The sequence below is a fragment of the Methylobacterium sp. Leaf466 genome (genome assembly GCF_001425565.1).
In the GTDB taxonomy this organism is placed as follows: Bacteria; Pseudomonadota; Alphaproteobacteria; order Rhizobiales; family Beijerinckiaceae; genus Methylobacterium.
The window spans coordinates 25398-38550 of sequence record NZ_LMRC01000018.1 but is presented as its reverse complement, the minus strand read 5'-3'; the positions used below and the strand labels follow the sequence as shown (position 1 = coordinate 38550).

The following is a 13153-nucleotide window of genomic DNA, read 5'->3' as shown; positions in this document are numbered from 1 at the left end:
TAGCGCGCGAACGTCCCCTGCGCCGTCGTCACGTCCGCCCCCTCCAGAACGGCGCTCGTCGTCGGACCCGCCGCAGGCAGGATCGACGAGCAGCCCGACACCGCCAGCGCGGTGAAGAGAAGGTAGGGAAGGGTACGCATCCAGGGCAGCCTGTCGGTTTCGCCAGCCTGCTGCCTAGACCATCGGCACCGCGAAGTCCGTGGCGGGTGGGTCACAGTCACACCGCGAGCGGCGCCCGCCCCCGCCATCCCCGTTGCCCACACGCCCCGCACCATGTCCCACCATCAGCGCGCGAATCGTTCACCCCCCTTTAACCGGTCCCCCGGTCCGTTGGACCGCAGTCGTCCACGACGGAAGCACGGATGCCATCGACGCCGCCGCCCGCCGCACCCGCCCGCGTCCTCGTCGTGATGGGGGTGTCGGGCTGTGGAAAGAGCACGATCGCGGCCCTGCTGGCCCAGACGCTCGGCTGGCGCTTCGCGGACGGCGATGCGTTCCACAGCGATGGGAACATCGCCAGGATGCGGTCGGGCCTGGGTTTGGGCGACGCCGAGCGGGCGCCCTGGCTGGCGGCCATCGCAGCCTGGATCGACAGGTGCCTGGCGGAGGGTCGCTCGGGCGTGATCGCCTGCTCGGCCCTGCGGCGCGCCTATCGCGACGCCCTCGTGCGCGGGCGCGACTCCGTTCTGATCGTCCATCTCTCCGGCGACCGCGCGCTGATCGCCGCCCGGCTCGGCGCGCGGCGCGGCCACTTCATGCCGCCCGCCCTCCTCGAGAGCCAGTTCGCCGACTTCGAGCCGCCGGGCCCGGACGAGAACCCGATCGTGGCGGCCGTCACCGAATCACCCGACGCCATGGTGGAGGCCATCCTGCGCGAGCTTGCGTCCCGCGCCTGAGCCCCCGGCACCGTCCCGGCCGCCGCAGCCGGCATCGGCCGGCTCCAACCTCCTGACATCATGCGCGGATCTCCGGAGCGCGGGTCGGCCGGAGCCGCCGAGCGCCTGTGTCATGTGCGCCACAACACACAGGCAAACGGCCGTGCTTGCACCCCGCAACGGCGCCCGAGCCGCTTTCCGGCCGCATTTGGGCTCGACCGATGACCGGACGGCTCAACGCCACACCGGGTCCCGACCAGCATGAACCAGCGCCTCCTGCTCCTCGCCGCCGCCACGTTGTGGTCCGCGCCGGCCCTCGCGCAGCAGGCAGCTGTCCCCCGCGACAACATCAACGCGTTGATCGAGGCCCAGGCGAAGGCGGCCGGCGTGCCGTCGAGCTTCGTCCACCAGGTGGTCAAGCGCGAAAGCAACTACAATCCCAAGGCCAAGGGCGGATCGGCCCTGGGCCTGATGCAGATCAAGCACGCCACCGCCCGGGGCATGGGCTACGGCGGCGATGCCGCCGGCCTCTACGATCCCGAGACCAACCTGCGCTATGGCATCGCCTATCTCGCCGGAGCCTATCGCGCCGCCAAGGGCGACATCATCCAGGCCTACAGCTACTACAGCCGCGGCTACTACTACGCCGCCAAGCGCCTGGGCATCAGCACCAGCGTTGCCGCGCTCGATCCGGCTCCGGCCGCGAAATCGGGTGCCGCCTTCGGCAGCCTGTTCGGCCTGCGTCCGGCCACGGACCCCAACCTGACCGCCGCCAGCACGGCACTCGCCTACGCGCCGTCCGCCGCCACCGATCCGGCCCCGACGGAGGTCGTGGAGGTTCCGCTGCCGCCGCGCCGGCCGGCCGCCTTCCTCGTCGACGTCGCGACCGCGTCCGTCGCGTCCGTCCCGGCAACGGCAGCCGCCGTGTCCCCGGAGGCCGCCGTGGTTGCGGGCCCGGCGACGACGGCCGATGCCACGATCGTCGAGACCGTGGCGGTTCCGCTGCCGCCCCGGCGTCCCTCCCTCGTGCAATTGGCCTCGGTCGGGCGACCGATCGTCGCGAAGAAGCCCGCCGCCGCCGCTCCGGTGCTGGAGGCCTCGGCGCTCCCGTCGGTGCAATAGACCCGCGCCGAGGCCGGGGATCACGCGGAATCGTCGGGCCGGATCGCCATATCGGCCGTCTGCGGCGGGCGCGGCGGCACGGAACGCCGGTCGGGTGGCCGATCACCGGCCAAGAGCGCGAAACACGGATGACCCCGGCGGACCACCGAGCGGCGGTCGTGTCATCACGGCATGCACAAACCATATGTTGCGATGCGAAGTGGAACATAGCATGCAGGCGGGATGCAGGCGCTCCGGCCACCGGTGACGCTCCAACCTGTCGACTCGGAACGATGTTTTACGGCAACGCCTTATCAACAGGCCCTCGAACCGTCCCGCGCCTCGCCGCCGGGCCGGGGCAGGGCGCACCCGACGCCCCTGCGGTCCGACCGCCACGCGGCCGGTGCATCGTCACGTCTGTTCAGGGACGCGCGACCTCATGACCGAGGCGGTGGAACAGGAATCGCTCTTCCTGGCCGAGCTCGGCCGCCGGGTCCGGCATGCCAGGACCGTCCGTGGCCTGTCGCGCAAGCTCCTGTCGCAGACCTCGGGCCTGTCCGAGCGCTACATCGCCCAGCTGGAGGGCGGGCAGGGCAACGTCTCGATCATCCTGCTGCGGCGGGTCGCCAACGCCATGGGCGTGCGGCTCGACGACCTCATCGCCGGCCAGGACATCGCGTCGGAGTGGCAGGTGGTGCGCGATCTTCTCGCCACCGCCTCGGGGGAGCAGATCGCCCTGGCCAAGGGCATCCTCTCGGGCAAGGCGGGGGCGGCCGGCGAGGTCCTGCAGCCGCGGGTCGCCGTCGTGGGGCTGCGCGGGGCCGGCAAGTCCACCCTCGGGCGCATGGTGGCCGAGCGCCTCGGCTGGACCTTCGTCGAACTCAACGCCGAGATCGAGCGCGAGAACGCTCTGTCTGTGAAGGAGATCTTCGCGATCTACGGACAGGAGGGCTATCGCCGCCTCGAGCAGGGGGCCCTGCGCCGCCTCACCGAGCGTCCCGGACCGTTCGTGCTGGCCACCAGCGGCGGCATCGTCGCCGAGCCGCTGACCTACGACCTCCTGCTGCAGGCCTTCTTCACGATCTGGCTGCGGGCCAAGCCGGAGGAGCACATGCAGCGGGTGCGCGAACAGGGCGAGTTGCCGACCACCGGCGACCACGCCTCGGCGATGCAGGAGCTGCGGGCGGTGCTGCTGAGCCGCGAACCCCTCTATGCGCGCGCCTCGGCGGTGGTCGACACCTCCGACGTCGGCATCGACGTGATGGTCGACCGCCTCGCCGGTGCGATCGAGGCCCGGTTCGGGCAGGTCGGCACGACGGGCTGAGCACGACGGGCCGAGGGAGGGCGCTCGTCGCTCACTCGCGCATCGTCGGAGCATCGGATGTCTCCGAAGGCCGGCAGCGACCGTCCGGTCCGATGCGATAGAAGTGCGGCGACCTTGATCGCAGGGGTGCCGCGCACCACGCTATGGCTCGACCGGCGGCGTCGATGCGCGATCGCATCGGGGCGAGGCCCGGCCGAGCGTCACCCGCGTCCTCCTCGAGGAGCCCACCGATGTCCGCCAGCCCGTCCATCAGCCCCAGCGAGCCGGCGATCCTCGATCCGGTCTGGAGCCGCCTGCGCGCCGAGGCCGAGACGGTGGTGCGCGAGGAGCCGCAGCTCGCCTCCTTCATCGTCGCCACCGTCCTCAACCACGCCAGCCTCGAATCGGCCGTCTCGCATCGTGTGGCGGCGCGGCTCGGGCACGCCTCCCTGTCGAGCGAGCTCGTCGCCCACGGCTTCCACGAGGCCATCGCCGACGATCCCCGCATCGGCCAGAGCTTTCGCGCCGACATCGTCGCGGTGCTCGACCGCGATCCGGCGGCGAGCCGGGCGCTCGAGCCTGTCCTGTACTTCAAGGGCTTCCACGCGATCCAGGCCCATCGCCTGGCGCATTGGTACTGGACGCACGGCCGGCGCGATCTCGCCCTCTACCTCCAGAGCCGATCCTCGGAGGTGTTCCAGACCGACATCCATCCCGCCGCCCGGGTGGGGCGCGGCATCTTCCTCGACCACGCCACCGGCCTCGTGGTCGGCTCCACCGCGGTGATCGAGGACGACGTCTCGATGCTGCACGCGGTGACGCTCGGCGGCACCGGCAAGCAGGGCAGCGACCGCCATCCCAAGATCCGGCGCGGCGTCATGATCGGGGCGGGCGCCAAGATTCTCGGCAACATCGAGGTCGGGGCCTGCGCCCGGGTGGCGGCGGGCTCGGTGGTGCTACGGCCGGTGCCGCCCAACACCACCGTGGTCGGGGTGCCCGCCCGCGTGGTCGGCACCGCCGGATGCGCCGAGCCCTCGCGCGCGATGGACCAGTTCGTGAGCCTCGATCAATTCATCCACATGGCCGACGGCATCTGACCGGCCTCGGCAGGCAGTCGCGGGTTGCCCTGCGAAGGCCAGCCGAGGTCTCTTCGATGGCGCATCATGGTCTCCCGCGAACCGCGGACCACGTCGCGGAATGATGCTTGGGATGCAGCCGCTGCGGGTTGCCCCCTCACGGCGGCCATGGCAAGCGAAGCCCCGAACCCATCCCATCGCGATGGCGGGCGCTCCCCGACCGGGGACGCGGACACCCGCCATCGGCCACCGCCCAGAGGTCGCCGCGTGAACAAGACAGACATCGTGAAGGTCCAGGATTACCTCCGCCGCACCTTCTCCAACACCAACATCCGCCTCGTTCCCCGTCCCAAGAAGGACGATTCGGCCGAGGTCTACATCGGCGAGGAATTCCTCGGCGTGGTCTCGGTGGACGACGAGGACGGCGACCGCTCGTTCAATTTCGCCATGGCGATCCTCGACATCGACCTCGAGGATTGAGCGCGGGCCGACCAATCGCCTGTGGTCGGCGTTTACCCTAACGCGAGGTGATCCTTAACACTTCGTAAACGCTCGGGCAGAGTGCGCTCCATCGTCCCTCAAGGGTGGAGCCCGCCTCAGCCATGGATATCAGCCCGTCGGCCGTCGAATCGATCCAGACGCTCTGCCTCGGCCTCGCCCTGTCCGGCCTCCTCGCCACGGCGTTCGAACTGTTCACCGAGCGGCGGGCGAGCTTCAGCCTGCTCGATCGCGGCGGCGTCGCCGCCGCGGCCGTCCTGCCGGTGCTGGTCTTCGGCGCCCCCTTCATCATCCTGCGCAACACGGTGCGCGGCCGCCGGATCGAGGGACGGCCGATCCCCTTCGTGATGATCGCCACGATGATCGCCTGCGGCTGGAGCCTGCTGTCGGGACGGCTGGTCCTCGATGCGGCCAACTTCATCGCGGGCATCTGAAAGCGGGGCTCGACAGCCTCAGCGATTCGCGGTGGTGACCGGTGAGGCGACGCCGTTGAGTGCCACCCACGCCATCCCGTCCTGCCCCTCGCGCTTCACGAAGGTGTAGCCGGTCCGCAGTCCCGGCAGGATCGCGTTGGTCTTGTTGTCGAGGATGAGGTCGCCGCGATCGGTGCGGACCATCAGGACCGCATGCCCCTCACCGATGTCGTCGATCACCACCGTCATGCGCAGGGCCCGGCGCGGCAGGCCGCGCTCGATCAGCATCTTGCGCTTGAGCAGCTGGAAATCCTCGCAATCGCCGAAGCCGTCGTCGGGATAGTCCCAGCGGTCGACGACCCCCCAATGGGCGATGTCGGTGATCGGCCTGATCCGGGCGTTGACGCGCCGGTTGACGCTGGAGAGCGTGCGCCAGATCGCCGGGTTGAGGGCGATGGTGGCCGGCTGGGAGGTGTCGACGGCGCATTCCGCCGGAAGCCTGGCGCAGAGCGCGGTCCAGGCCGCCACCGGCTTGGCGCCGCCGCCCTCTTCGATGACCGGCACGTCGGGCAGGGAGGCCACGGCGTCGGGCTCCGCGCTGGCCCCTCCCAGCATCAGGATCGACCCGGCCAGGGCGAGCTGGACAGCCTTGGCGAGGCGACCGGCCAGTGGGACGGCGAGGGGGATTGTCCGTATGGACCCCGTCCCGATATCGTGCAGACCGGTATGCCGCATCACGATCGCCTCGCCATCCTGGGGCTGAGGCACGAGGTTTGCACGGTCCAGGCTGTCACTCAATCGGAAAAATGAAGGCGGTGTTAACTTCCCAAATCGGCATCGGTTCCGAAAAAATACGGCTTCGGTCACGGGGGCGGGAGAACCATCCTCTCGTCCTCGACCCGTCGCCGAGCGGATCTTTCAGCGGTTGGCGGTGGTGGCCGGCGAGGTGACGCCGCCCAGGGACACCCAGGCGACGGCGGCCTGGCTCTCCCGCTTGATGAAGACGTAGCCGGTCCGATACCAGGGCAGGATCTCGCTGGTCTTGTTGTCGAGGACGTAGTCGCCCCGGTCGGTGATCAGGGTGAGGACGGCATGGCCCTCGCCTTTTTCGTCGATGACCACGGTCATCCGCATGGCGCGGCGCGGCAGGCCGGCGGCGGCCAGCATCCTGCGCTTGCGCAGCTGGAAGTCTTCGCAATCGCCGGCGCCGTCCTCGGCGAGGTCCCAGCGGTCGGGCACGCCCCAATGGTCCTGGTCGGTGACGGCGCGGAGCGACGTGTTCACCCGCCGGTTGACCGACACGACGGTGCTCCAGACCGCGGGCGAGAGCGCCACGGCGGCCGGCTCGGCGGGGTCGAGCGCGCATTCGGCCGGATAGGCCTGGCAGAAGGTGACCCAGGCGGCGATCGGCCGGGCGTCGCCCACGGCCATCGCCGCCACCGACACCGGCGGGAGCGGTGCGGACGGCTGAGCGAGAACGGCCGCCGGCCAGAAAGCCAGGGCGGTCACCACCGCCAACACCGCCAGTCTCGTCACGTTTGCGCCGCGCATCGCCATCACCTCGTCTTCGAGGTGAGGATGGGGCGACGGCCCCTCCGCGGCGCTGAAGCCGATCCGCGCAATTTTACGCAATCACGCCGCCGGCCGGTCCGCCTGCGGACAGCCCGAATTCCGGGCTGCCGGGGTCACGACAATGATCGGGATCGGATTAGCGGATTGGCAACCTTGACGGGGCGCGCACGCAGGCTGCGCCCCGGCGTCGCGGACGCGCGGCGGCCACGGGCCCGGTCCGCGAATGCCGCATCGGCTAGAGCGTCAGGCCTTCGTGGAAGCGGTCGGGCGAGATCGGCAGCATGAACTGGACGCCGATGCCGCCCTCGAAATAGCGCACCACCCGTGCCGGCGTGCGTCCCAGGGTGACGCTCGCGCCGAGCTGGGGGACCGTCACGGTGGAGAGCGCGGCGCCGGACATCGACAGATCGATGATGCGCGCGGCGATCTCGCGTCCGCTTTCCAGGCGCATCACGATGCCGGGCTGGATCGGCACCAGCCGCTCGTGGGTCCGGCCCTCGGGCAGGCCGAGGGTCTCGCGGTTGGCGAGCCAGGTGAGCTGCGAGGCGATCTTGTCGCGCTTGCGCAGGGTGGCCGACAGCTTCACCGCGATGCCGCCGGCCGTCATCCGGGCGATGGTGCCCTCGATGCGGCCGATCTGTTCGAGATAGAGCACGATCCGCTCACCGACCTGTCCGAGCACGGCACAGGTCAGGCGAACGCCGCCGGGGGACATGTCGACGGTCTGGCAGGGGTATTCCTGGCGATCGGAAAGCATGTAGCGCCCGAGCAGCGCCACCTTCACGCGCTGGTGGCGGCGCATGTCGGCGTGGCGCACGACGTGCGGCCGCGGCGTGTCCGATGAGATGGCGGTCTCGATCATGGCAATCGCGCGACGGCTCCAGCCCTGCCTGCCGTCGCGGCGGGACCCGCGGCGGGCAGACGGGAACGACGGGGTCCGCCCGGCGGTGGACAGCGACGGGTCACCCCCGCGCCATGCCGGACATGCCGGGACCATCGCCGGATTTGGTTACGAAAGACTTTTTCCCCGGCCGATCGCGTGCTCTCGCCACCGATTCTACAACCTGCCCGACAGCCGATGACCGGTCGGTCGCGTCCGGGTGCGGATGTCACCGCGGCGCCGGCTCGCCGGCCCCGTGCCCGCGCGAATCGGGCGACGGTGCGATCAGGCCCGCCCGCCCGGATGGACGAAAAGATGGCCGCGGCGGCGCGGCATCCGGTCGTTGGCGGGTTCGGGCACGGCATCGAGGACGTCGTCGGCGGGTGCGGCGGGGAGGGCATCCGGGCCGAGCACCCGCAGGGAGGTGGTGCTGAGGTGGACGAGGGGACGCAGGCCGAGCCAATGCGGGATCACCTGAGGGCTCAGCGCGCCGAGGATGCGCGACTGGGTCTGCCCGCGGTGGCGCAGGGGCAACAGCAGGAGTTCGAGGTCGACCGCCTCGCCCTCGGAGGTCTCGCCGCGCAGGCCCGCCACCATCCCGACCGTATCGACGGCCACGGCCTCGACGAGGCGCCAGGGATCGGCGGTGGGTTCGCCCCAGAGGCGGGCGAAGTCGGCGCCCCGCAGTTCGCGGCGGAACAGCGCGCAGACGCGGGTGCCGGCGAGGCGGAAGGCGGCGTTGCCCGCCGGCACGTCGACGGAGAGGATGAGCGCATCGGAGAGGAGGTTGCGGATCGCTCCGGGCTCGATCTCCCGACGTTCGGGCGCGGCGCGATCGCGCCGGACCCGGTCCCAATAGGCATGGAGGAGGCGGCTGGTCGGATGCTTCATGGTGTCCCGCGCTGGCAAGCCCGTCGCCGGGCCTGTATGATTCTGGATCAGGTGATCCGGTCCGGCACCGGCGCACCGGGCCTTTCGCCTCCACTGCGCACAGCCTATGCCCGCTCGAATCGGCGCGCCGCATTAAGCTTTCATCAGGGTTAACGCCGGCGGGGCGGGGCGAATGCCTTTTTGCCTCCGCGAGGGGTTGCCGCTCGGCGGCGAGCGGACGACATGGTGAGACCATGGATGCCAGCCCCGATCTGCCGCGACAGAGCCGCGTTCCCGTCTTCAACATGCCGGGCGTCGTCTCCGCCGCCATCGGCATCCTGGTGGCGATCCACGCCCTGCGCGAGTTCGTGCTGCCCGATACCTGGGACCTCGCCGTCCTCCTCGACCTCGCCCTGATCCCCGGCCGCTGGACGGTGGCGATGGATCCCTCGCAGGCGGAGGCCCTCGTGGCGGCGGCCTCGGCCAGGGTCTCGGACGCGAGCACCCTCGACGCCTACGTGTCCTTCGCGCGCTACATCGCGGCCGATCCCGCGGCGATGCCGTGGACCTTCGCCACCTATGCGCTCCTGCACGGGTCGTGGATGCATCTCGTCTTCAACAGCGTATGGCTGGCCGCCTTCGGCTCGCCGGTGGCGCGGCGCTGCGGCACCCTGCGCTTCTGCCTGCTGGCGCTGGCCGGGGCGGTGGCGGGCGCCGTGCTGCATCTCCTCCTCGATCCCATGAGCCTGGCGCCGCTGATCGGAGCCTCGGCCTCGGTCTCGGCCCTGATGGCGGCGGCGGCCCGCTTCGTGTTCCAGCCGCCGCCGCTGATCAGCCCCGCAGCCCCGCCCTGGCAGATCCCGGTGCCGCCGCCGTTGCAGACGATCCCCGAACTGCTGCGCAACCGTACCGCCGTGGTGTTCCTCGTCGTCTGGCTGGCCACGAACCTCCTGTTCGGCGTCATCGCGCTGCCGCTGGGAGCCGACGGCTCGTCGATCGCCTGGGACGCGCATCTGGGCGGCTTCGTGGTCGGGTTCTTCCTGCTGCCGCTGATCGACCGGCGCCGACGCCCGATCCGTTGACCGATCTCGCGCTCGACGAGAAATAGCCCCGCATCTCACGACACTTGGCCGGCGCCCGCGCTTGCCAGATCGCCGCAGCGGCGACACACTCGTCCCCTGCCGAGCGCGGGAGCCAACCCGCGCCGCACGTCTTCGTGCCCCATCCTCGGGTGCACGCCACCGCTCATCCCGCAGGGAGGGAGACCCTATGACCGTCGCGCGCATCCTGGCCGATAAGGGCCGCACCGTCGTCACCATCCAGCCGAACCGCAATCTCGACGACGCCATCCACCTGCTGGCCGAGAAGCGCATCGGCGCCCTGGTGGTCGCGGAGGACGACGGCGTGGTGTTGGGTATCCTGTCGGAGCGCGACATCCTGCGCGCCCTGGCCGACCGTGGCGCCACCGCCTTCGACGCGCGGGTGGCCGACCACATGACCGCCGAGGTGGTGACCTGCGCACGCAGCGCCAGCGTCGAGGACCTGATGCAGATCATGACCAACGGCCGTTTCCGGCACGTTCCCGTGGTCGAGGACGGCCAGCTCGCCGGGCTCGTCTCCATCGGCGACGTGGTCAAGCTGCGGATCGCCTCCGTGGAGGCCGAGCATCAGGCGATGCGCGACTACATCACCATGGCCTGACGCCACCGCGGTAGCGCGTCCGACCTTACCCCCGAGGCCCTTGCGGGGCGCCGGCCGCGCGCGCACGTCCCAGAGGGCCGCGAGCGCGGACCGTGCCGGCCCATGGCCGCCTCGCGAAAAACACCGCTTGCGTCAGAGAATTTGACACTGCTAGTGTCACTCTATGTTGACACTCGCCGACATCCCCAGCGCCGAGACCGCCCCGCTCCAGCGGCCTCACGCCGTGGTGATCGGCAGCGGATTCGGCGGCCTCGCCGCCGCGATCCGCCTAGGGGCGCGGGGCTACCGCGTCACCGTGCTGGAGCGGCTGGAACAGCCCGGCGGCCGGGCCCGGGTCCATCGGCAAGACGGGTTCACCTTCGACGCCGGCCCCACCATCGTCACCGCGCCGTTCCTGTTCGAGGAACTCTGGACGCTGTGCGGACGGCGGATGGAGGACGACGTCACCCTGGCGCCGATGCTGCCGTTCTACCGCATCCGCTTCGAGGACGGCGCCACCTTCGACTACAGCGGCGACGCGCAAGCCATGCGCGCCGAGGTGGCGCGGTTCTCCGCCAGCGACGTGCCCGGCTACGAACGCTTCATGGAACGCTCGCGCGAGATCTGCGAACTCGGCTTCGAGCAGCTCGGCCACGTCCCGTTCGGCTCGGTCACCGACATGCTGCGCATCGCCCCGGCGCTCCTGCGCCTAAGCGGCCATCGCAGCGTCTACGACGTGGTGGCCGGCTACATCCGCGACGAGCGCCTGCGCACCATCTTCAGCTTCCATCCGCTGCTCATCGGCGGCAGCCCGTTCCGGGCGAGCGCGATCTACTGCCTCATCGCCCATCTCGAACGGCGCTGGGGCGTCCACTTCGCCATGGGCGGCACCGGGCGCCTCGTCGACGGCCTGGCGAGCCTGATCCGGGGGCAGGGCGGGACCCTGCGCTGCGGCGCCGACGTGGCGCAGATCCGGGTGGAGACGCACGACGGCAAGGACGCCGCCCGCGGCGTGATCCTCCAGGGCGGCGAGCGGATCGATGCCGACATCGTCGTCTCCAACGCCGATTCCGCCTTCACCTACGGCCGGCTGCTGCCGCAGAAGCGCCGGCGCTGGAGCGCGGCCAAGCTGAAGCGGGCGTCCTCCTCCATGGGCCTGTTCGTCTGGTACTTCGGCACGAACAGGAAGTTTCCGCAGGTCGCCCACCACACCATCCTGATGGGGCCGCGCTACCGCGGACTGATCGACGACATCTTTTCCAAGAAGCACCTGTCGAAGGACTTCAGCCTCTACCTGCACCGGCCCACCGCCACCGACCCGCTGCTGGCGCCCGCCGGCTGCGACGCCTTCTACGTGCTCTCGCCGGTGCCCAACCTCGACGGCGGGCAGGACTGGCTGGTCGAGGCCGAGCCGTATCGCCAGGCGATCGCACGCCACCTCGACGCCACCGTGATGCCGGGCCTGTCCGAATCCATCGTCACCTCGAAGGTGACGACGCCGCAGGACTTCGCCACGGATTTCCTCAGCGTCCGCGGCTCCGGCTTCGGCCTCGAACCCGTGTTGACGCAATCGGCCTGGTTCCGGCCGCACAACGCGTCCGAAGACGTAGCCAACCTCTACCTCGTCGGCGCCGGCACCCATCCCGGTGCCGGGCTTCCCGGGGTCCTTTCCTCCGCCAGGGTTCTCGATCGCGTGGTGCCGGATGCTCGTGTCTTTGCGTGATCAAGCCGACTGGCGCGACCAAGCCGATTGGCGCGACCAAACCGAATGGCGCGAGGACGTTCTGGTCGCGCCGGCGGGCCATGCCGATGCGGCGGGTCACGCCGATGCGGCGGATCACGCCGCCTGCCGGGCGGCGATCAGGACGGGATCGCGCAGCTTCTTTGCCGCCTCCGCGCTGCTGCCGGCCTCGGTGCGGCGGCCCGCCTACGGCCTTTATGCCTTCTGCCGCCTCTCCGACGACGCCGTCGACGACGTGGCGCAGGCCGGCAAGGCGGCGGCGGTGGCGCGGCTCTCGAACCGGCTCGTCCGGGTCTACGCCGGCCAGCCGATGGACGGCCCGGCCGACCGCGCGCTCGCCGACATCGTCGCTGACTACGCCATTCCCCATGCGCTGCCCGCCGCCCTGATCGAGGGGCTGGCCTGGGACGCGCAGGGCCGGCGCTACGAGACGCTTTCGGATCTCACCGCCTATGCCGCCAGGGTGGCGGCGAGCGTGGGCGCCATGATGACGCTGATCATGGGCCGACGCGACCCGGACGTGCTGGCCCGCGCCTGCGACCTCGGGCTCGCCATGCAGTTCACCAACATCGCCCGCGACGTCGGCGAGGACGCCCGCGCCGGGCGCCTCTACCTGCCGCTGGCCTGGCTGCGCGAGGCCGGGATCGATCCGGAGGCGTTCCTCGCCCATCCCGTGGCGACGCCCGAACTCCGGGGCGTAATCGCGCGGCTGCTGGCCGTGGCCGACGGGCTCTACGAGCGTTCCGAGGCGGGGATCGGCGGCCTGCCGCCCGGCTGCCGTCCGGCGATCCGGGCGGCGCGGCTGATCTATGCCGAGATCGGACGCGACCTCGAACGGGAGGGCCATGATTCGGTCGGTCGCCGCGCCCGCGTGCCGGGCCGGCGCAAGGCGGTGCTGATGGCGCGCGCCCTGCTGCCGCTGGGCGGCACGACCCTCCTGCGGGAGCCGCCCGTGCCGGAGATCGCCGGCATCATCGAGGCGGTCGTCCAGCGCCCGTCCGAGGCGGTGCGCAGCCCAGCCTGGTGGAACCTGCCGGGCCAATTCGTGCGCGTTCTAGACCTCATCGAGGTCCTGCGCGAGCGCGAGGCCTTCCGCGAGGGGGCCGCGCCCGTCTCGCCGTGACCCACCCGATCGCCGCGGTCC

The 13153-nt window shown here is 70.9% G+C and carries 14 protein-coding genes and 1 pseudogene; 10 read left to right on the top strand and 5 right to left on the bottom strand.

Going from position 1 to position 13153, the window contains the following annotated elements; genetic code table 11:
* Nucleotides 1–140, bottom strand: a pseudogene (locus ASG59_RS21260) (sugar transporter); the annotation flags it as partial.
* Nucleotides 141–362: 222 nt separating this feature from the next.
* Between ASG59_RS21260 and ASG59_RS09215 the strand changes: the two are divergent.
* The 6 genes from ASG59_RS09215 (at nucleotide 363) to ASG59_RS09190 (ending at nucleotide 5287) form a co-directional block, all read left to right on the top strand.
* On the top strand, nucleotides 363–896 hold the full coding sequence (locus ASG59_RS09215) for a gluconokinase (protein WP_055888547.1): 534 nt from the start codon (nucleotides 363–365) through the stop codon (nucleotides 894–896).
* A 240-nt stretch (nucleotides 897–1136) separates the two neighbouring features.
* Nucleotides 1137–1997 (top strand): transglycosylase SLT domain-containing protein, encoded by an 861-nt coding sequence (locus ASG59_RS09210; RefSeq protein WP_055888549.1) that lies wholly within the window; start codon nucleotides 1137–1139, stop codon nucleotides 1995–1997.
* A 418-nt stretch (nucleotides 1998–2415) separates the two neighbouring features.
* Nucleotides 2416–3300 (top strand): helix-turn-helix transcriptional regulator, encoded by an 885-nt coding sequence (locus ASG59_RS09205; protein WP_055888551.1) that lies wholly within the window; start codon nucleotides 2416–2418, stop codon nucleotides 3298–3300.
* 230 nt (nucleotides 3301–3530) lie between these two features.
* A complete protein-coding gene (cysE, locus tag ASG59_RS09200) occupies nucleotides 3531–4376 on the top strand; it encodes a serine O-acetyltransferase (protein ID WP_055888553.1) in 846 nt (281 codons plus the stop codon).
* Between the two features lie 246 nt (nucleotides 4377–4622).
* The gene (locus ASG59_RS09195) at nucleotides 4623–4835 is read left to right on the top strand and encodes a DUF3126 family protein (RefSeq protein ID WP_055888555.1); all 213 of its coding nucleotides are present in this window, start codon (nucleotides 4623–4625) and stop codon (nucleotides 4833–4835) included.
* Between the two features lie 122 nt (nucleotides 4836–4957).
* Nucleotides 4958–5287 carry a hypothetical protein gene (locus ASG59_RS09190; protein ID WP_056408457.1) on the top strand — a complete coding sequence of 110 codons (330 nt, stop codon included), beginning with the start codon at nucleotides 4958–4960 and terminating at the stop codon, nucleotides 5285–5287.
* Between the two features lie 18 nt (nucleotides 5288–5305).
* Here the strand turns inward: ASG59_RS09190 and ASG59_RS09185 are convergent, their stop codons facing one another.
* From ASG59_RS09185 to ASG59_RS09170, 4 genes are all read right to left on the bottom strand, one after another.
* Nucleotides 5306–6034, bottom strand: a complete 729-nt coding sequence (locus ASG59_RS09185) for a transglutaminase-like cysteine peptidase (RefSeq protein WP_244475679.1) — start codon at nucleotides 6032–6034, stop codon at nucleotides 5306–5308.
* 150 nt (nucleotides 6035–6184) lie between these two features.
* Complete coding sequence (locus tag ASG59_RS09180; RefSeq protein WP_244475680.1) at nucleotides 6185–6697, bottom strand: transglutaminase-like cysteine peptidase; 513 nt, start codon at nucleotides 6695–6697, stop codon at nucleotides 6185–6187.
* A 376-nt stretch (nucleotides 6698–7073) separates the two neighbouring features.
* Complete coding sequence (locus tag ASG59_RS09175) at nucleotides 7074–7700, bottom strand: PilZ domain-containing protein (protein ID WP_055888562.1); 627 nt, start codon at nucleotides 7698–7700, stop codon at nucleotides 7074–7076.
* A 303-nt stretch (nucleotides 7701–8003) separates the two neighbouring features.
* Nucleotides 8004–8609: a PAS domain-containing protein gene (locus ASG59_RS09170; RefSeq protein WP_055888564.1), complete on the bottom strand. Its 606-nt coding sequence runs from the start codon at nucleotides 8607–8609 to the stop codon at nucleotides 8004–8006.
* A gap of 233 nt (nucleotides 8610–8842) precedes the next feature.
* Here ASG59_RS09170 and ASG59_RS09165 point away from each other — a divergent pair, with 233 nt between their 5' ends.
* The 4 genes from ASG59_RS09165 (at nucleotide 8843) to ASG59_RS09150 (ending at nucleotide 13132) form a co-directional block, all read left to right on the top strand.
* Nucleotides 8843–9670 (top strand): rhomboid family intramembrane serine protease, encoded by an 828-nt coding sequence (locus ASG59_RS09165; protein WP_055888566.1) that lies wholly within the window; start codon nucleotides 8843–8845, stop codon nucleotides 9668–9670.
* A 187-nt stretch (nucleotides 9671–9857) separates the two neighbouring features.
* Complete coding sequence (locus ASG59_RS09160; RefSeq protein WP_055888568.1) at nucleotides 9858–10289, top strand: CBS domain-containing protein; 432 nt, start codon at nucleotides 9858–9860, stop codon at nucleotides 10287–10289.
* 163 nt (nucleotides 10290–10452) lie between these two features.
* Nucleotides 10453–11991 (top strand): phytoene desaturase, encoded by a 1539-nt coding sequence (locus tag ASG59_RS09155; RefSeq protein ID WP_056408450.1) that lies wholly within the window; start codon nucleotides 10453–10455, stop codon nucleotides 11989–11991.
* Nucleotides 11992–12052: 61 nt separating this feature from the next.
* Nucleotides 12053–13132, top strand: coding sequence for a phytoene/squalene synthase family protein (locus ASG59_RS09150; protein WP_056286099.1), 1080 nt, complete (start codon nucleotides 12053–12055; stop codon nucleotides 13130–13132).
* The last annotated feature ends 21 nt before the right edge of the window (nucleotides 13133–13153 follow it).